This is a genomic window from uncultured Sphingomonas sp. (assembly GCF_913776855.1).
Lineage (GTDB): Bacteria > Pseudomonadota > Alphaproteobacteria > Sphingomonadales > Sphingomonadaceae > Sphingomonas.
Genome location: NZ_CAJYQD010000001.1, coordinates 54,253 through 71,381, shown reverse-complemented (window position 1 = coordinate 71,381; position 17,129 = coordinate 54,253). Strand labels below are relative to the sequence as shown.

General features: G+C 67.4%; 18 protein-coding genes and 1 tRNA gene. 8 read left to right on the top strand and 11 right to left on the bottom strand.

Annotated features, from left to right (window positions below):
* Positions 1–6: 6 nt before the first annotated feature.
* From QZ755_RS00355 to QZ755_RS00330, 6 genes are read right to left on the bottom strand one after another with little or no spacing between them, the layout of a single operon-like run.
* Positions 7–555 (bottom strand): chemotaxis protein CheD, encoded by a 549-nt coding sequence (locus QZ755_RS00355; RefSeq protein ID WP_294318281.1) that lies wholly within the window; start codon positions 553–555, stop codon positions 7–9.
* Positions 552–1,586 carry a chemotaxis response regulator protein-glutamate methylesterase gene (locus QZ755_RS00350; protein ID WP_294318279.1) on the bottom strand — a complete coding sequence of 345 codons (1,035 nt, stop codon included), beginning with the start codon at positions 1,584–1,586 and terminating at the stop codon, positions 552–554. The genes QZ755_RS00355 and QZ755_RS00350 overlap by 4 nt, the downstream gene beginning before the upstream one ends.
* Positions 1,583–2,446, bottom strand: a complete 864-nt coding sequence (locus QZ755_RS00345; RefSeq protein WP_294318277.1) for a CheR family methyltransferase — start codon at positions 2,444–2,446, stop codon at positions 1,583–1,585. Before QZ755_RS00345 ends, QZ755_RS00350 begins: the two co-directional genes overlap by 4 nt.
* Positions 2,443–4,632, bottom strand: coding sequence for a chemotaxis protein CheA (locus QZ755_RS00340; protein ID WP_294318275.1), 2,190 nt, complete (start codon positions 4,630–4,632; stop codon positions 2,443–2,445). The genes QZ755_RS00345 and QZ755_RS00340 overlap by 4 nt, the downstream gene beginning before the upstream one ends.
* A gap of 15 nt (positions 4,633–4,647) precedes the next feature.
* Complete coding sequence (locus QZ755_RS00335; RefSeq protein ID WP_294318272.1) at positions 4,648–4,911, bottom strand: STAS domain-containing protein; 264 nt, start codon at positions 4,909–4,911, stop codon at positions 4,648–4,650.
* A gap of 41 nt (positions 4,912–4,952) precedes the next feature.
* Complete coding sequence (locus QZ755_RS00330; protein WP_294318269.1) at positions 4,953–6,416, bottom strand: methyl-accepting chemotaxis protein; 1,464 nt, start codon at positions 6,414–6,416, stop codon at positions 4,953–4,955.
* Positions 6,417–6,712: 296 nt separating this feature from the next.
* On the opposite strand from QZ755_RS00330, the gene QZ755_RS00325 reads away from it, so the two are divergent.
* The 4 genes from QZ755_RS00325 to QZ755_RS00310 all read left to right on the top strand — a co-directional run bounded on the left by QZ755_RS00325 (position 6,713) and on the right by QZ755_RS00310 (position 13,153).
* Positions 6,713–9,856, top strand: coding sequence for a TonB-dependent receptor (locus tag QZ755_RS00325; RefSeq protein ID WP_294318266.1), 3,144 nt, complete (start codon positions 6,713–6,715; stop codon positions 9,854–9,856).
* A gap of 107 nt (positions 9,857–9,963) precedes the next feature.
* Entirely contained in the window at positions 9,964–10,662 is a 699-nt protein-coding gene (locus tag QZ755_RS00320) for a SapC family protein (RefSeq protein WP_294318264.1), read from the top strand.
* A gap of 2 nt (positions 10,663–10,664) precedes the next feature.
* Complete coding sequence (locus QZ755_RS00315; RefSeq protein ID WP_294318262.1) at positions 10,665–11,681, top strand: cupin-like domain-containing protein; 1,017 nt, start codon at positions 10,665–10,667, stop codon at positions 11,679–11,681.
* Positions 11,678–13,153 carry a tryptophan halogenase family protein gene (locus QZ755_RS00310; RefSeq protein WP_294318260.1) on the top strand — a complete coding sequence of 492 codons (1,476 nt, stop codon included), beginning with the start codon at positions 11,678–11,680 and terminating at the stop codon, positions 13,151–13,153. Before QZ755_RS00315 ends, QZ755_RS00310 begins: the two co-directional genes overlap by 4 nt.
* A gap of 13 nt (positions 13,154–13,166) precedes the next feature.
* On the opposite strand, the gene QZ755_RS00305 is transcribed toward QZ755_RS00310, so the two are convergent.
* From QZ755_RS00305 to QZ755_RS00285, 5 genes are all read right to left on the bottom strand, one after another.
* Positions 13,167–13,538 carry a PilZ domain-containing protein gene (locus QZ755_RS00305; protein ID WP_294318257.1) on the bottom strand — a complete coding sequence of 124 codons (372 nt, stop codon included), beginning with the start codon at positions 13,536–13,538 and terminating at the stop codon, positions 13,167–13,169.
* A 63-nt stretch (positions 13,539–13,601) separates the two neighbouring features.
* Positions 13,602–13,686: transfer RNA gene (locus QZ755_RS00300), tRNA-Leu, on the bottom strand.
* Between the two features lie 42 nt (positions 13,687–13,728).
* A complete protein-coding gene (locus QZ755_RS00295) occupies positions 13,729–14,112 on the bottom strand; it encodes a DUF805 domain-containing protein (protein WP_366509150.1) in 384 nt (127 codons plus the stop codon).
* 90 nt (positions 14,113–14,202) lie between these two features.
* Positions 14,203–14,403, bottom strand: coding sequence for a hypothetical protein (locus QZ755_RS00290; RefSeq protein WP_294318252.1), 201 nt, complete (start codon positions 14,401–14,403; stop codon positions 14,203–14,205).
* An 11-nt stretch (positions 14,404–14,414) separates the two neighbouring features.
* Positions 14,415–15,920, bottom strand: a complete 1,506-nt coding sequence (locus tag QZ755_RS00285) for a YifB family Mg chelatase-like AAA ATPase (protein WP_294318250.1) — start codon at positions 15,918–15,920, stop codon at positions 14,415–14,417.
* 112 nt (positions 15,921–16,032) lie between these two features.
* Between QZ755_RS00285 and QZ755_RS00280 the strand changes: the two genes are divergently transcribed.
* From QZ755_RS00280 to yidD, 4 genes are all read left to right on the top strand, one after another.
* On the top strand, positions 16,033–16,278 hold the full coding sequence (locus tag QZ755_RS00280) for a hypothetical protein (protein WP_294318247.1): 246 nt from the start codon (positions 16,033–16,035) through the stop codon (positions 16,276–16,278).
* Positions 16,279–16,386: 108 nt separating this feature from the next.
* Complete coding sequence (rpmH, locus tag QZ755_RS00275; protein WP_055760664.1) at positions 16,387–16,521, top strand: 50S ribosomal protein L34; 135 nt, start codon at positions 16,387–16,389, stop codon at positions 16,519–16,521.
* Positions 16,522–16,526: 5 nt separating this feature from the next.
* A complete protein-coding gene (gene rnpA / locus QZ755_RS00270; protein WP_294318244.1) occupies positions 16,527–16,862 on the top strand; it encodes a ribonuclease P protein component in 336 nt (111 codons plus the stop codon).
* 44 nt (positions 16,863–16,906) lie between these two features.
* Positions 16,907–17,119 carry a membrane protein insertion efficiency factor YidD gene (gene yidD, locus QZ755_RS00265; RefSeq protein ID WP_055818097.1) on the top strand — a complete coding sequence of 71 codons (213 nt, stop codon included), beginning with the start codon at positions 16,907–16,909 and terminating at the stop codon, positions 17,117–17,119.
* Positions 17,120–17,129: the final 10 nt, after the last annotated feature.

The following is a 17,129-nucleotide window of genomic DNA, read 5'->3' as shown; positions in this document are numbered from 1 at the left end:
CGGTCATCAGAAAAACTCCACGTCGCCGACGGCGGCGGGTGGCGGTGGCGGTGTGCGCACGACGATCGGCGGTGGCGCCGTGTCGACGACCGACCGGCATCGCGCCAGGCCGACCGCCGCGCGAAATTCGACCCGGCGGGCCTGCGTGCCCCCCACATCCTCGCCGACCAGCGCGATGCGTTCGTCGCGCAGGAACTGCCGCGCAAAGGCGATGTTCGCGCCGCCGATGTCACGGAAACCCGCGCGCATCGTCGCCCCGCCAAAGATGCGCGCACGCATTCGCGACCGCGCGGCGCCGCGCGCCAGCATCGCGTTGATCAGCACTTCCATCGCATAGACGCCGTAACGCTGCATCGATGCGGGGTCCGACGCATTGCCATCGGCCAGCAGGTAATGGTTGATCCCGCCGATGTGCGCGACCGGATCATAGAAGCACGCCGCGACGCAGCTGCCCAGCACCGTCGTCAACACGACATCGCGTTCGTCGCTGACCTTCATCTCGCCCTGCGCCACCGTCAGCCGGCGCAGACCGTCGCGGGCCGACAAGGCGCTCATGCAGCACATTCCGCCAGCAGCCGCTGGGCGATGCGACGCAGCGGCAGCTGTTCGGCGACCGCGCCGATCTGATGGGCGATGGCGGGCATCCCGTAAACGACGCTGGTCGCCTTGTCCTGGCCGAAGGTCATCGACCCGCAGCCGCGCATCGCCTTCATCCCCTCCGCCCCGTCGCAGCCCATGCCGGTCAGGATCGCGGCGGTCGCATCGCGCCCTGCAAGGCGCGCGACCGAATGGAACAGCCGGTCGACCGACGGGCGGTGGCCGTTCACCTTGTCGCCTTCGACCAGGCGGCAATGGCGGCGCTCGCCCGATCCGCCGATCTCCATATGCCGTTCGCCACCGGGCGCCAGATAGACCTTGCCCACCGTCAGCGGTGCGCCCGCACGCGCTTCCTCGACACTTGGCGCGCACAGGCGGTTGAGGCGTGCGGCAAAGCTGGGGGTGAAGGTCGCGGGCATATGCTGGACGATAACGGTCGGCGGGCAGTTCGCCGGAAAGCTCGACAACAGCTCGATCAGCGCCTCGACCCCGCCGGTCGACGCGCCGATCGCGATCATCGCGCCGGGACGCGGGGTATAGCCTGCCCGTTCCTGCACCGGCACAGCGCGGACCGGCGTCGCGCGTGCGGCGGGACGCGCAGTGGCGGCGGCGCGGACCAGTTCGGTCAGTTCCGACGTGCAGGCCGCGTCGGTCCCGGCCATCAGCCGGGTCTTGTCGAAACAGTCGAACGCGCCGCGCTCCAGCGCGGTCAGGCTCGCCTCCGCCCCTTGTGCGGTTAGCGTCGACAGCATGACCACCGGCGTCGGGCGCAGGCGCATCAGCCGTTCGAGGAAGTCCAGGCCGCTCATCCCCGGCATTTCGATGTCCAGCGTCACGACATCGGGGTCCAGCGCCTTGATCTGCGCGCGGGCCTCGTCGGCGCTGGCGGCGGTACCGACGACTTCGATTCCCGGATCAGCGAGTAGCCGGCGGCGGATGATCGCCTGCATCGCCATCGAATCATCGACGATGAGGGTCCGGACGCTCATGCGGCGATCTTCTGATAGGCGGTGCGGCCGATACAGCGGAACTTGTCCTGCACCGGGCCGATCAGCCGCTCCGAGTGACCAATATAGAGCATCCCCCCAACCTCCAACCGCTCGCCGAGCCGCGCCAGCAGGCGCTCTTTGGTAGGCTCGTCGAAATAGATCATCACATTGCGACAGAAGATCGTGTCGAACCGCCCCTTGAACGGCCAGTCGCCGAGCAGGTTTAGCGGCTTGAACGCGATCGCGTCGCGAAGGACCGGATCGACGACAAGGCTGTCGCCGTCCCCCCCGGTCCACACGGAACGCAGCGACGCGGGTACGGTCCGCATCGTTTCCTTCGAATACCGGCCGGCGCGCGCGGTGTTCAGCACGCTGGGCGACACATCGGTCGCCAGCATCCGCAGGTCGGTCTTCAAAAGTCGTTGGGCGGCGGCGCGGTCGGTGCCGAACATCGCCATCAGCCACGAATAGGGTTCTTCCCCGCTCGAACACGCCGCCGACCACAGCCGCACCCGGCCCCCCTTTGCCAGCCGGTCGGCCAGCGGCGGCCAGATCCGCTCCACGAAATCCTCGAAATGATGGTTTTCGCGAAAGAAGCTGGTGTGGTTCGTCGTCAGCGCATCGATCGCGCGGCCGCGTTCCTCGGCATCGCGGCCGATCCGGGTCACATAGTCGGCAAAGCTGGTCAGCCCGCACGCCCGCACGCGCGGGGCGATCCGGCCATAGACCAATTGCGCCTTGCCATCGGGCAGCAGGATTCCGACCTCGTCATACACCAGCGCCGCGATGGCGCGGTGGTCGCCGGCATCGAACGCGAATTCGCGCGCGCGATTGTCGGTGAGGGCGGCGGCCCGGCTCATGCCGCCAGCGCCGCCGACGGACGGTTGGCGAAGCGGCCGCGGGTGGTCAGCGCATCGACATCGGCGATCAGCGCGACGCGCCCGTCGCCAAGGATCGTCGCCCCGGCTACGCCGTCGATCGCCTGGTAATTCGCCTCGAGGCTCTTGACCACGACCTGCCGCTGATCCTGGATCGTGTCGACCAGCAGCGCGGCCTGGCCATGGTCGCCCTCGACCACGATCAGCACGGCATTGGTCGGGTTCCGCTCCGCCCCCTCGATGCCCAGATAGTCGGCGATGCGCAGCACCGGCACGTACGACCCGCGCACGTCGAGCAGCGTCCCGTCCGGACCCAGCCGGCTGAGCGTGTCGTCGTCAGGGCGCAGGCTTTCGACGATATGGCCGAGCGGAATGACGAAGGTCTGCTGGCCAACGGTCACGATCATGCCGTCCAGCACCGCCAGCGTCAGCGGCAGGCTGAGCGAAAAGCTGGACCCGAAGCCCTCGCGCGACTGGATGCCGATGCGACCGCCCAGCGCCTGGATGTTCTTGCGCACCACGTCCATGCCGACGCCCCGGCCGGAGACGTTGGTGATCGCCGCCGCGGTCGAAAAACCGGGCGCGAAGATCAAATTGTCGATCTCCTCATCGCTCAACACGGCATCGGGCATGATGATGCCCTTCTCGATCGCCTTCGCCTTCACGCGCGCGCGGTTGATGCCCTGTCCATCGTCGGACACGGTGATGACGATCCGCCCCGACTGATGCGCCGCCGCCAGGCGAACGACGCCCTCGGCCGGCTTACCCGCGGCGACGCGAACGTCGGGCATTTCGAGGCCGTGGTCGACCGCGTTGCGGATCAGATGGGTCAGCGGCTCGCCAATACGCTCGACCACGGTCTTGTCGACCTCGGTCATCTCGCCATCCACCTCGAGGCGGACCCGCTTGCCGGTTTCGCCCTCCAGTTCGCGGACGATGCGCGGCACGCGGCTGAACACGGTCTTCATCGGCTGCGCGCGGATCGCCATCGTCGATTCCTGCAGCTCACGCGTCAGATGCTCGAGGTCGCTGAGTTCGGAAATGCCGCCCATCTGGTTCTCGGCCAGCCGCTGCGCGAGCATCGCCTGGGTAATCACCAGCTCGCCGACCAGGTTGACCAGCCGGTCGAGCTTGTCGAGGTCGACGCGGATGGTCTGTGCGGGCGGTGCCGCCGGTGCGCTCGGCGCCACGGCACGCGGCGCGGCCGGCTCCGCCGCAACCGGAGCGGGTGTGGGCGCCGGCGCAACGACCAGTGCCGGCGCAGGCGGCGGCGGCGGAGGCGGCGATGCCACGACAGCCGGTTCCTCGACGACCGCGACCGGCGCAGGAGCCACGTCGAACGAATCCAACAGGTCGAACAGCGCATCGACGCTATCTTCAGCCATGGCCGGCGCGGCATCGCCCTGCATCAACGTGATCGCGGTCGGATCGCCGAATTCGAACACCGCGCGGATATCGTCCTCGGCTACGCTGGCCGGCAATGCCACGTCCCATGCGAGATAGCCGCACTCGGGTTCCATCATGTCGAGCGGGGGCAGCGCGGCCCGGTCGCAAAGCGTGACCTTGCCCCCCAGCATCGTCAGCTCGCGCAGCAGCAGCAGCGGTTCGGCTCCATGTTCGAACGCCTTGGCCCCCGGCGTGTAGCGCAGGCGCCAGCCATTGGCCGCGTCCGCGCCGTCCTCCGACTGCGCGACATCGCCCAGCATCGACATCAGGTCGTCGAAGTCATCTGACACCGCGGCCGCCGGAGCGATGTCGGGAGCGGGGGTTGCGGCGGCCTTCGGAGCGGTGTCGCCCCCGGCCGCCGCGGCCAGCCGTTCCAGCATCGCCGCATCGGACGGCGGCGTATCATGGTCACGCGCGGCCGCGACATGGTCGGACAGCACGTCGAACGCCCCCACCACCACGTCGAGCAGCGCGGGCGTCAGCTCCAGCGTACCGTTGCGGATCAGGTCGAGCAGCGTTTCATATTGATGGGTATAGGCCTGCAGGCGCTCGTGCCCGAACGCCCCTGCCCCGCCCTTGATCGAATGGACGCAGCGGAACACGGCGTTGATCGTTTCCGAATCGCGATCGCCGTCGCGCAGCAACGTGAAGTTGCCCTCCATCGCGGCAAGGCCTTCCTCACATTCCTGGAAGAAGATCTGCTGGATTGCGTCGAGGTCCATGGGCTTCGCTCCGGATCAGGCGGCGAGGAGGGTGTCGAGCGCCGCCAGCGTCGCCATATCAGCGAACACAGGGCTTGCGCCGGTGATGTGGAATGGCTGACCGGCCTCTTCCGCCGCGACTTCAGCGGCGGCCAGCACCTGCAGGCACGCCTGGCCGATCCGCTCCACCCCCGACGCGTCGAGCTGGATCGGGCGGCCGGTGCCGATCGCATCGCGCAGCGTCTGGCGCAGCGGGGCGGCGGCGGGAGTGTCTAATATGGCAGGAAGGGCGATGGTCATCGGAGTGTCCCGTGGAAGGAGGTCGCAGGCGGGCGTTCGGGTCAGAATTCGGTCCAGTCGTCGTCATCGACCATAGCGGCGACGGCAGGACCGCCGCTGGCGGCGACCTTTCGACGCGGCGGCGGCGCCATGTCGCGGCTGACCTGTGCCACGCGGGCCTGCAGCCGATGGACTGCGCTCTGCGTCGGCGCGCCCCGGAACGACGACATGCCGCCACCGGCGGATGCCCCGGCGGCCAGCGTGAAGCGGTTCACCTGCCGCGTCAGTTCCTGTGCCTCTTCGGCCAGGCGGCGGGCAGCGGCGGTGGCCTGTTCGACCATCGCGGCATTCTGTTGCGTCACGCCGTCCATCTCGTTGACGGCGGTATTGACCTGTTGCAGCCCGGTCGCCTGCTGATCGGCGGAGGTCGCGATGGTGCCGACCAGCGCGCTGATCTCTCCAATGCGGCCGATGATCCGTTGCAGCGCCTTGCCGGTTTCGCTGACCAGCTCGACGCCGGTCGCGACCTGTTCGGACGACGCGTTGATCTTGGTCTTCACGTCCTTGGCCGCATCGGCCGACCGCTGCGCCAGCGCGCGTACTTCGGATGCGACGACGGCAAAGCCCTTGCCGGCATCACCCGCACGGGCGGCCTCGACCCCGGCGTTCAGCGCCAGCAGGTTGGTCTGGAACGCGATGCCGTCGATCACGGTGATGATGTCGCCAATCTCGCCCGACGCGCGCTCGATCCCGTGCATCGCATCGACGGCGCGGCGCACGACGTCGCCCGATTGTTCGGCCTCGTCGCGGGTTTCGTTGACCACGGTGTGGGCGCGGGTCGCCCCGGCCGCCGTTTCGCGCACGGTTCCGGTGATCTGGTCCATCGCGGCGGCCGTCTCTTCCAGGCTTGCGGCCTGCTGCTCGGTCCGCTGCGACAAATCGTCGGATGCCTCACGAATGTCGTTGGCACCGTCGTTGATGCCGCTGGTTGCTTCGCGCACCGCCGCCAGCACTTCCGACACCGCGTCCATCGCCGCGTTGAAATCGGTGCGCAGCCGTTCGTAATCGGCGGGAAAGGTTTCGGCGATGCGATAGCTGACGTCGCTTGCGGCCAGCCGCGACAGGCCTTCGCCCAACCGGCCGACCACCTGTTGCTGTCCCTGCGCAGCGTCCTTGACCGCCTGCCCATTGGCCTGGAACACCTGCATCGCGCGCGCCATGCGACCGATGCAGTCCTGATACGCCACATAGTCGATCGGGCGCGACAGGTCGCCGGCGGCGATCGCTTCCATGCCGACCACCGAATCGACATAGGGGTCGCAGACCGCGCTGCGGAATACGGCGGTAAGCACGATGGTCGTCACGAGTGCGGCCAGCGCGACGCCGATCAACAGCGATGGCGACGCCAGGCCGTTGACCGCTGCGACCGTTGCCACAACGGGGATCGCCGTCAGGAGCGTATAGATGCCCCCCATGAAGACGAATTTCGTCCGGATAGGGGCATTCTTGCGAAACCAGCCCAGCATTCAACAGCTCCAACGATTGCCGTAACGCCCCCCCCTGGGTTGCCCAGCTCTCTCCGTCGGTCCGTGCTAGTACGGGTCGTATAATTTCTGGTTAACGCCGCAGCGAGCGCGTTCACGTGATCGCAGCCGACCCAAACCCGCCAAGATCGGATACCGGATATTATCGAGCTATCACAGGATGTTATCCGATTTGGTTGATTGACAGCGCTGGACAAGATGATAGCGTTACCACGACCGGACATTCCGGCGACACGATGGGCGGACCGAACCGCACCACGCTTCAGGGGAGTTTTCGCATGAGGGGTCATCTTCTCGGCACGCTGGCGCGCAGCGCCTCGGGCATCACGCTTGCCGCCTTGCTCGCAGCGCCCGGCATCGCCGCCGCGCAGACCGGCGACACCGCCGTCAATGCCCAACCCGGCACCACCGAAGGCACGACCGGCAGCACCGTACAACCGACCGGCCAGGATCCGGTGCAGGAAGGCGAAGAGATCGTCGTCACCGGCATCCGCGCTTCGCTGAACCGCGCGATCGATATCAAGCGCAATTCGGCCGGCGTCGTCGACGCGATCAGCGCAGAGGACATCGGCAAGTTCCCCGACACCAACCTCGCCGAGTCGTTGCAGCGCATCACCGGCGTGTCGATCAACCGGGTGAACGGGGAAGGTTCGCAGGTTTCGGTTCGCGGCTTCTCCGGCGGCTTCAACCTCGTCACGCTGAACGGACGCCAGCTGCCCGCCTCGAACGTCGACACCAGCGGCGCCGGCGATTTCGCCCGCGGCACCGGGCGTTCGTTCGACTTCCAGAACCTTGCCTCGGAAGGCGTATCGGCACTGGAGGTCTACAAGACCGGGCGCGCTGCGATTCCATCGGGCGGTATCGGCGCGGCGATCAACGTCGTCACCCGCAAGCCGCTGGAAGCGCGCGAAGACGGCGTGACCGGATCATTCGGGGTCAAGGCGCTGCACGACGTCAGCACCATGCAGGGCGAAGGCGCCCGCGTCCTTCCCGAAGTGTCGGGCCTGATGAGCTGGCGTAACGACGCCCGCACCTTCGGCCTGTCGGTATTCGGCAGCTACCAGCGTCGCGACAGCACCTCGGCCCAGAGCGCGCCGAATTATTTCACGGTGGTCCCGACCTCGGCCGTGCTGAATCCCGCCGGCCCCTACGTCAATGCGCAGACCCAGATCGAGAACCGGCCGACCACGCCGTTCACGCTGATCCCGAACGACAGCCGCTACCAGTTCTCGGAAAACAAGCGCGAGCGCATCAACGGCCAGGCCGTGCTGCAGTTCGCGCCGACCGAAGGGCTGACCTTCACCGCCGACGCGCTGTTCGCGCAGAACCGGCTGGAGGAGCAGCGCAGCGAACAGACCAACTGGTTCAACCGCCCGTTCGGCCGCATCGTCTTCAACGGCAACGACGTCATCGCCACGCCCGATTTCATTTCGGAATCGATCAACGGCGTGAAGGACCAGGGCTTCGAACAGCAGTTCCGCGCGACCAAGACCCAGCTCCAGTCCTATGGCCTGAACGGCAAATGGCAGATGACCGATCGTCTGACGCTGAACCTCGATGGCTATCATGCCGTCTCACGTTCGACGCCGGATGCCCCGAACGGCACCTCGGCGACGCTGATCTCACTCGGCGCGCCGGTCATCGACAGCCAGGCGATCGATTACAGCAGCGGCTTCCCCCGCGTGACGCAGACGATCAACGACCGGATCAACGGCAACGGCAACGGCGTCCTCGACATCGGCGATCTCGGCACGCAGATCGCGCGCACCAACTCGGCGACCCAGCGCCAGCGGATCAACGGCGGTCGCGCCGATCTCGGCTGGGATCTGGGCGGCGGCAGCCGGTTCGATGTCGGCGGCACCTATACCGATTCAGTCATGACCAGCGCGCGGGTGCAGACGCAGCAGCAGCTGGGCGACTGGGGCATCACCGATCCGGGCATCGTCCAGCGGCTCGCCTCGAACGTGGTCAAGACCTTCTGTCTCGACTGCAAGTTCGACCGGTTCAATACGGCGGACGTAAAACGCACCGCCTTCCGCGGCAACGCCGTCGCGCTGAACGACATCTTCTCGAAATTCTACGCCGCCAACCCGATCAACACGACCGCCAACGATTACGACCGCGTCGGCGAAACCGTGTGGGGCGTATACGGACAGATCACGTGGAAGGGCGAGATTGCCGGGCGCACCGCCAACCTGCTGTTCGGCACGCGCTATGAGGAAACGAAGGTCCGCTCGACCGCGCTCCAGGCGACCCCGTCGGCGATCAAATGGGATGCCGACAACGACTTCTCGTCGGTGATCTCCAACTCGGTATCGACCGTATCGCAGCGGGGTCATTACCAGAACCTGTTGCCGGCGATCGACTTCAATATCGAGGTGTTCGACAATTTCGTCGCCCGTGCCTCGGCCAGCCGCACGCTCGCCCGGCCGGATTACGGCAATCTCTTCGCCTCGACGACGGCTGGTGCGCCAAGCCGTCCGACGGCGCTGGGCGGTCGTCCCACCGGCAATTCGGGCAATGCCGGGCTGCTGCCGCTGGTCTCCGACAATTTCGACCTGTCGGTGGAGTGGTATTATAAGCCGTCGAGCTATGTCTCGCTTGGCTTCTTCGACAAGCGGGTACGCAACTTCATCGGCACGGGCGTGTTCAACCGCACCCTGTTCGACCTGCGCGACCCGTCGTCGGGGGCGGCAGGCACCCGGTCGGGTACCGCAGCCGATCGCCTGCGCGCGCTGGCGGCGGACCTGAGCGACGTCAACCTGTTCACCTACACCGCGCTGCTCCAGCAGAACGGCGGCAACACCGCCCAGGCCGACGCGACGTTCCAAGCGAACCGGAACGCCGGCGGTGCGCTGAACCAGGGCTTTGTCGACTCGATCCTGCAGGCGGTCGACATCTACGGCAACGCGCAGGACCCGCTCTACAATTTCGCGGTGTCGCAGCCGGTCAACAACCGCGACGGCCATATCTATGGCTTCGAACTCGCGGGTCAGCATTTCTTCGGCAATACCGGGTTCGGCGTGCAGGCGTCGTACACCAAGGTCTATGGCGACGTGAATGCCGACATCGCCGCCGACCCCAGCGTCAACGTGTTCGCGCTGACCGGTCTGGGCGACAGTGCCAACGGGTCGATCATCTACGACAAGAGCGGCCTGTCCGCCCGCGTGACCTATAACTGGCGCGACAAGTTCCTTGCCGCGACCAATCAGGGCGACAGCCGCAACCCGCTGTTCGTCGCGCCGTTCGGTACGCTGGACTTCAATATCAGCTATGACCTGAACGACCGCATGGCGCTGTCGATCGAAGGCGTGAACCTGACCAGCGAGCCGCTGGTGCAATATGGGCGCGACCGCAACGCACTGGTCTTTGCTCAGGAACTGAAGCCGCGCTTCCTGCTCGGGGCGCGCTACCGCTTCTGATCGCGGCCAACCGACTGGAAAGGGGCGTCCTTTTGCGAAGGATGCCCCTTTCCATCGTCCGGCATTGCCCTACCCTGCGCCGCGCCCAACGAAAGGTCCGCGTGTCGATGCCCCCCATGCCCATCAACAATGTCGATCATCACGACCTGACCGTCGTCGTCGCGCACGGCCCGGCGCATGGCGATGCCGTCAACCAGGTGCTGCTGTTCCCCAATGAATTCGAAGCGGCCCAGCGCGACTATCCGATCCTGTTCCGCCACGACGACCGGGGCGGCATCTATGCCGTGGCGCTGCTCGGTCTCGACCCCGACGACAATCTCTTCCTCGGCGACGATGGCGGCTGGCACGCCAGCTACGTCCCCGCCGTCCGCCAGCGCGGACCGTTCGCGCGTGACCGGGAGAGCGGCGGCATTACGCTCGACCTCGACGATCCGCGCGTGGCACGCGGCGGCGACGGCAATCCACTTTATCTACCCCAGGGCGGCACCGCTCCCTATCTCGCCCATGTCGAAGCGGTGCTGGACGTGATCCAGGAAGGGCAGCAGATCAACGCCCCGCTGTTCGCGGCATGGCAGTCCGCCGACCTGCTGCGCCCGACCACCATCGAACTCGACCTGGGCGACGGGCGGACGTGCGCCATCACCGACATCCTCGTCATCGCCGACGATGCACTGGACGCGCTCACCGCCGATCAGCTGGCATCGTTGCACGCCAGCGGGGCGCTGCGCGCCGCCTTCATGGCCAGTGCGTCGCTCGACAATATTCCCCGGCTGATCGACCGGCGGCAACAGCGTCACGGCAACTGACCATGGTGCGTCCGGTCCGCAGCATCGATGGCGCACAAAGGGTCGACCTGCCGGCGCTCCTCGCCGCAAACGAACCGGTCATTTTGCGCGGCCTCGCCGCCGCCTGGCCGCTGGCCGCGGCGGGCGAAGCGGGTGCGGACCACGCCATCGCCTATCTCAAGCAATTTGACGGCGGGCGTCCCATCGTCGGCTATACCGGCGCGCCATCGATCGGTGGACGCTTCTTCTACCGCGACGACTGGTCGGGGCTGAACTTCGACGCCGCGCGGGTCGGCCTGTCGGCCTATCTCGACCGGATTGCCGACCATCTCGATGATCCCGATGCGCCCGCTTTCTATATCGGATCGACCGACCTCGACACCTATCTGCCGGGGCTGCGCCGCGACAACGACCTGTCGCTGCCGCCGCCGTCCCCCGGCCGGGCCGCGCCGCTGGCGAGCATCTGGATCGGCAACCGCACCGTCGCCGCGACCCATTACGACCTGTCGAACAACCTTGCGGTTTGTCTGGTCGGACGGCGCCGCTTCACCCTGTTCCCGCCCGATCAGGTCGCAAACCTCTATCCCGGCCCGCTGGAGCCGACGCCCGGCGGACAGGTGGTAAGCATGGTCGACCTGCGCGCGCCCGACCTCGAGCGTTATCCCCGCTTCGCCGAAGCGCTGGCCAATGCGCAGGTCGCCGAACTGGAGTCGGGCGACGTCCTCTTCTATCCGGCCCTCTGGTGGCACAATGTCGAGGCGCTGGGCCGCTTCAACGTCATGGTCAATTACTGGTGGAACGACGCCCCCGCCTTTGCCGACAGCCCGATGACGACCCTGCTCCACGCAATGCTCGCCTTGCGGGAACGCCCGGCGGCAGAGCGGGCGGCATGGGCCTCGATGTTCGACCATTATATCTGGAGCGGCGGCGACGATGCGCGCGACCATCTGCCACCCGCCATGCAGGGCGACCTCGCCCCGCTCGATCCCGTCGCCGCCCGGCGGCTGCGCGCGAAGCTGTTGCAAAGGCTGAACCGATGAGTCCCAAGCGGATCGTGATTGCCGGCGGCGGCACTGCCGGTTGGCTGGCGGCGGCGCTGCTGACGCGGCAGCTGGCCGGGCTGGTCGAGGTGACGTTGGTCGAATCCGACGCGATCGGCACGGTCGGCGTGGGGGAAGCGACTATCCCCACCATCCGCAGCTTCCACGCGCTGCTGGGCCTCGACGAACGCGATTTCATGGCCGCGACCGGGGCCAGCTTCAAACTGGGCATCTCCTTCGAAGGATGGGCGCGCGCGACCGACCGCTACGTCCATTCGTTCGGAGAGGTCGGGCGCTCGACCTGGATGGGTGATTTCCAGCATTTCTGGCTGGAGGCGCACGCGCAGGGGGCGGCGGCGGACATCGGCGCCTATTGCCTCGAACATGAAGCCGCAGAGGCAGGGCGCTTCCTCGGCGGCCCCGACACCCCCCTCAACTACGCCTATCATTTCGACGCCGGCCGCTATGCCGCCTATCTGCGCGCGCGTAGCGAAGCGCAGGGACTGACGCGGATCGAAGGGCGTATCGCGCGGGTCGAACGCGACGGCGCCGGCGGCGACATCGCTGCGCTGGTGCTGGACGATGGACAACGGATCGCGGGCGACCTGTTCCTCGACTGTACCGGCTTCCACGCGCTGCTGATCGAACAGACGCTGGGCGTGGGGTTCGAGGATTGGGGCGCCTGGCTGCCGACCGACCGGGCGCTGGCGGTGCAGACCCGCGCGACCGGCCCCGCCGTCCCCTATACCCGCGCCATCGCCCATGATGCCGGCTGGCGCTGGCAGATCCCGCTGCAGCACCGGATCGGCAACGGGCTGGTCTACAGCTCCCGTCATCTGGGCGACGATGCCGCGCACGACCGGCTGATGGCGTCGATCGAGGGACAGGCATTGACCGAACCGCGCCTGATCCGATTCCGCACCGGGCGGCGGCTGGCGATGTGGGAGCGGAACTGCGTTGCGCTCAGCCTGTCGAGCGGCTTCGTCGAGCCGCTCGAATCGACCAGCCTGCACCTGGTGATGATCGCACTGACCCGGCTGGTGCAGTTGCTCCCCTTCGGCCATCCGGGTGCCGCGGCCCGCACCCGCTTCAACGACCAGGCCCGGCGCGAGATCGAAGCAGTGCGCGACTTCGTGCTGCTCCATTACCATCTGAACCAGCGGCCCGAACCGTTCTGGCGCGAACGCCGCGAAATCGCGCTGCCCGACAGTTTGGCCGAACGCATCGCGTTGTTCGCGGAAGGTGCGCACACCTATCAATCCGCCGACGACCTGTTCCGCACCGGGTCGTGGACGCAGGTGATGCTGGGCCAGCGGCTGACGCCCGCCGCCTGGCATCCGCTGGCGCGGGCGATGCCGCCGGGCGAGCTGGCCACGGTACTGGACGGACTGCGCACGACCATCGCCGCCACGGTCGCGCGCCTGCCGACGCACCAGCAATTCATCGACAGCTATTGCCGCAGCGCGGCGTGAGGCGCCGAAAGGCTCAGCCGCCTCGCCGCTGATAGGGATTATGCATCTGCGAAAGCCAGCCCGCGAGATGCTGCGGTACCGCCTCTACCGTGCCGCGCGGACGGCGCGCCTCTGCGACATCGATATGTCCGTTTTCGAACGCCAACCCCGCCCGGCCGTCATGCGCCCAGCGAACCCAGCCTTCGAGATGGTGTAGCGCGCCCATCGTCACCAGCACCCGCTTACCGGGGGACAGGTCGACCGGATTGTCGATACAGACACCCGATTCGGACAGGTTGCGCACCCGGCATTCGACAACGATGGTGCTGGATTCGACCCGCGCCTTCAGGAACACGCTATCCCGGCGCGCACGCGGAGGAAACGGACCTTCTGGCGAATCGCTCATGCGCGCGATGATAGCGGAAAAGAGGCTAACGCCCGGTTAAGGCACCGGGCGAAGCGCGGAAATTGGTGCCCCTGGCCGGGCTCGAACCAGCACTCCTTGCGGAATCCGATTTTGAGTCGGACGCGTCTACCAATTTCACCACAGGGGCACGCAGGGGCGCGTTAGCCGAAGCGACGTGCCCCCGCAACCGTTACGAAAACACGCGATCGATATCGACGCTGCCATAGGGGTCCTTGGGGTCCGGCCCGAACCGGTTGGCCCCACGCGTACCTTCAGTCACCGACAGGACGAACAGCCAGATCCAGCCGATGATCGGGAGGAGGAGAAGCAGCAGCCACCATGCCGAACGATCGGTGTCGTGCAGTCGGCGGAACCAGACGGTAAAGCCCGGAATCAGCAGCGCGAGGCTGGTCAGGCCGCCGACGGGACCGGTGTCTTCCCATCCGAAGCCGATCGCCGCGTCGATAAACGTCGCCGCGATCCCGACCAGCATCGAAAACAGCGTGAACATCCAATATTCCATGCGCCGTGACCGGCCGCGCACTTCGAAATAGCGCCGCAGTGGCAGGATCATCCATTCCATTTCGGCTTCCCCCCTTGTTACCCTGGCGTAATGTCTCGCAATCCGTAGCGACGAACGCAACCGGTCAATCGGCCGGCGTGATCATTCCCGCTCCGGCAACCGCGCGCCGCACCACGGGCAATAGGCGATGCCGATCATCGACGATCCGCCGTCATGGATCATCAAACCGTAACCGCCATTCGTCCGTCCGATCAGCGCGTCGGGACAGTCCGACCGATCGTCGTGCAGGGAGCAGCGCCGCTCCAGATCGTCCTGCATCTGCTCGCAACAATATTCCGCCACATTGCGCTCCCTCAATTGGTCGGCGCGCGCCGACGATAGCTGAGCGCCTCGGCCACCTGCGCCCGTCCGATCGTCTCGAAACCGCCCAGATCGGCGATGGTCCGGCTGACCCGCAACACCCGGTGGAAGCTGCGCGCAGACAGCCGCATCGCCTCCGCCGCCTGCGCCAGCAGCGCGCGGGCCGGTTCGTCGAGTGCGGCGGCGCGTTCCAGCACCGCGCCGTCCGCCTCGGCATTGGTCCGCACGCCATCGGCAGCGTAGCGCGCCCGCTGCACGTCGCGCGCCGCCGCCACCCGCGCGGCGACCTCGGCCGATCCCTCGGTGGGGGGCGGCAGCACCAGATCGGCGGCGCTTACCGCCGCCATCTCGATCGACAGATCGATCCGGTCCAGCAACGGCCCCGACACCTTCGCCTGGTAATCAGCGGCACAGCGCGGCGCGCGGGCACAGGCCAGCGCCGGATCGCCCAGATGGCCGCAGCGGCACGGGTTCATCGCCGCGATCAGCTGCACTCGCGCCGGAAAGGTGACATGCGCATTCGCCCGCGCCACGCTGACCTCACCGGTTTCCAGCGGCTGGCGGAGCGAATCGAGGACCGCGCGCTGGAACTCGGGCAGCTCGTCGAGGAACAGCACGCCCAGATGGGCCATGCTGATCTCGCCCGGCTTCACCTTCAGCCCCCCGCCGGTCAGCGCCGCCATCGACGCCGAATGATGGGGCGAACGGAACGGTCGCATCCGCGTCATCCGCCCGCCGGCCAGCGTGCCGGCGACCGACTGGACCATCGACACCTCCAGCGCCTCGGCCGCATCGAGCGGCGGCAGGATACCGGGCAGGCAGGAGGCGAGCAGCGACTTGCCCGCGCCCGGCGGCCCGACCATCAGCAGGTTGTGGTTGCCTGCCGCCGCGATCTCCAGCGCACGCTTCGCCGTCTCCTGCCCCTTCACCTGTTTCAGGTCGGTGCCGCTCCACGCGTCCTCCGCGCCGCCGGGCTGTGGCATCGACAGGAGCTGCTCGCCCTTCAGGTGGTTGAGCAGCGACAGCAGGTCGGGCGCGGCCACCACCGACGTTCCGGCCCACGCCGCCTCCGCCCCCTGTACCGCCGGACAGATCAGCGCCCGCCCCTCCCCGCTCGCCAGCATCGCCGCCAGCAGCACGCCCGGCGACCCGGCGATTCGCCCGTCGAGGCTCAGTTCGCCGACGATCAGATAGTCGGACAGCGCCTCCGCATCGACCACCCCCATCGCCGCCAGCAGGCCCAGCGCGATCGGCAGGTCGTAATGCGACCCTTCCTTGGGCAGGTCGGCGGGGGAGAGGTTCACCGTGATCCGCTTGGGCGGCAGCGACAGGCCGATGGCGGCGATCGCGGCGCGCACCCGCTCGCGGCTTTCGCCCACCGCCTTGTCCGCCAGCCCGACGACGACGAAGGCCGGTACGCCACTGGCCAGTTGCACCTGTACCTCGACCCGCCGCGCCTCCAGCCCGAGATACGCCGCCGTCGATACGATCGCGACCATGCTGCCCTGCCCCCGTTTCCCTCGTGCGGTCCATAGCCGCTTTCCGCCGATAGGGAACGGTCCGTCGCGACCGTCTTGTCACCGCAACACACGACTGGCATGGCGGCATGTGATGCGGATTCCACTGGTGATCGTCGGTGTGGTGCTGATCCTGGTGACGCCGTTGGTCGCGGTGCTGCCGGGACCTGCCGGCATCTTCACCTTCGCCGCCGGTACCGCCCTGATCCTGCGCAATTCGCGCTGGGCACGCCATCGCTTCGCCCGGCTGCTCCGGCGGCACCCACGGCTGCGCGCCCTGTCCGACCGGGCACTGCGCCGCGCCAGTGCCAAACGGCGGCGGATGCGGGCCGGTGCGTGACGGCCGGCGTTGACTTGGACGCCCGCCATGGCTAAGGGACCCACCACGCGGCCGCCGTCATTGGCGGCTTTTTACGTTCTGGCAGTTTTGAATACCGGGGAATGAGTGATGAAGCGGACTTTTCAGCCGAGCAACCTGGTGCGCGCACGTCGTCACGGCTTCCGCTCGCGCATGGCGACTCCGGGTGGCCGCAATGTGATCCGCGCGCGTCGTGCCCGCGGCCGCAAGAAGCTGTCGGCCTGATCAAAATGCTTCGCCGCCGGGACTATCTGGCGGCGAATGGCGGACGCCGGGCACCCATGCCCGGCTTCGTCCTGCTGGTGCGCAACCGCAAGCCGGACGAACTGGCCGATACGCCGCCCCAGGCGATGCGAATCGGCATTACCGTATCGAAAAAGGTCGGAAACGCCGTCGTCCGCAACCGGATGAAGCGGCGTTTTCGCGCGCTTGCCGCAGAGCTGCTGCCTGAACAGGGCATTGCTGGAGCCGATCACGTCCTGATCGGCCGGGCAAGCGGCATCGAACGCCCGTTCGACGACCTGAAATCGGACCTTTCCAAGGCTTTGCGCAAGGTTCGCCGGTGACCGACGCCGGCGATCCGCCGCATCCGGGGCCCCTCCGTCCGGGCATCGCCGCCCGCGCACTGATGCTGGTCGCTCGCGCGTGGCAATTGGGTCCGTCGCTGATCCTGCCGCCGTCGTGTCGCTATCAACCCTCCTGTTCGGCCTATGCAATCACCGCCCTTGCCCGCTATGGCGCGATCAAGGGGGCGTGGCTGGCCGCCAAACGGATCGCGCGCTGTCACCCCTGGGGCGGGCACGGCCACGATCCGGTGCCCTGAGTCTGCGCCG

What these genes read in the sequence shown, in the direction of transcription:
- QZ755_RS00340 (WP_294318275.1), bottom strand. Translation starts at nt 4,632, where the DNA reads ATGGACCTCGACGCAATCCAGCAGATCTTCTTCCAGGAATGTGAGGAA.
- QZ755_RS00355 (WP_294318281.1), bottom strand. Translation starts at nt 555, where the DNA reads ATGAGCGCCTTGTCGGCCCGCGACGGTCTGCGCCGGCTGACGGTGGCG.
- QZ755_RS00350 (WP_294318279.1), bottom strand. Translation starts at nt 1,586, where the DNA reads ATGAGCGTCCGGACCCTCATCGTCGATGATTCGATGGCGATGCAGGCG.
- QZ755_RS00280 (WP_294318247.1), top strand. Translation starts at nt 16,033, where the DNA reads ATGCGGATTCCACTGGTGATCGTCGGTGTGGTGCTGATCCTGGTGACG.
- rnpA (WP_294318244.1), top strand. Translation starts at nt 16,527, where the DNA reads ATGCTTCGCCGCCGGGACTATCTGGCGGCGAATGGCGGACGCCGGGCA.
- QZ755_RS00330 (WP_294318269.1), bottom strand. Translation starts at nt 6,416, where the DNA reads ATGCTGGGCTGGTTTCGCAAGAATGCCCCTATCCGGACGAAATTCGTC.
- QZ755_RS00310 (WP_294318260.1), top strand. Translation starts at nt 11,678, where the DNA reads ATGAGTCCCAAGCGGATCGTGATTGCCGGCGGCGGCACTGCCGGTTGG.
- QZ755_RS00320 (WP_294318264.1), top strand. Translation starts at nt 9,964, where the DNA reads ATGCCCCCCATGCCCATCAACAATGTCGATCATCACGACCTGACCGTC.
- QZ755_RS00325 (WP_294318266.1), top strand. Translation starts at nt 6,713, where the DNA reads ATGAGGGGTCATCTTCTCGGCACGCTGGCGCGCAGCGCCTCGGGCATC.
- QZ755_RS00345 (WP_294318277.1), bottom strand. Translation starts at nt 2,446, where the DNA reads ATGAGCCGGGCCGCCGCCCTCACCGACAATCGCGCGCGCGAATTCGCG.
- QZ755_RS00305 (WP_294318257.1), bottom strand. Translation starts at nt 13,538, where the DNA reads ATGAGCGATTCGCCAGAAGGTCCGTTTCCTCCGCGTGCGCGCCGGGAT.
- QZ755_RS00315 (WP_294318262.1), top strand. Translation starts at nt 10,665, where the DNA reads ATGGTGCGTCCGGTCCGCAGCATCGATGGCGCACAAAGGGTCGACCTG.
- rpmH (WP_055760664.1), top strand. Translation starts at nt 16,387, where the DNA reads ATGAAGCGGACTTTTCAGCCGAGCAACCTGGTGCGCGCACGTCGTCAC.
- QZ755_RS00335 (WP_294318272.1), bottom strand. Translation starts at nt 4,911, where the DNA reads ATGACCATCGCCCTTCCTGCCATATTAGACACTCCCGCCGCCGCCCCG.
- QZ755_RS00285 (WP_294318250.1), bottom strand. Translation starts at nt 15,920, where the DNA reads ATGGTCGCGATCGTATCGACGGCGGCGTATCTCGGGCTGGAGGCGCGG.
- QZ755_RS00295 (WP_366509150.1), bottom strand. Translation starts at nt 14,112, where the DNA reads ATGATCCTGCCACTGCGGCGCTATTTCGAAGTGCGCGGCCGGTCACGG.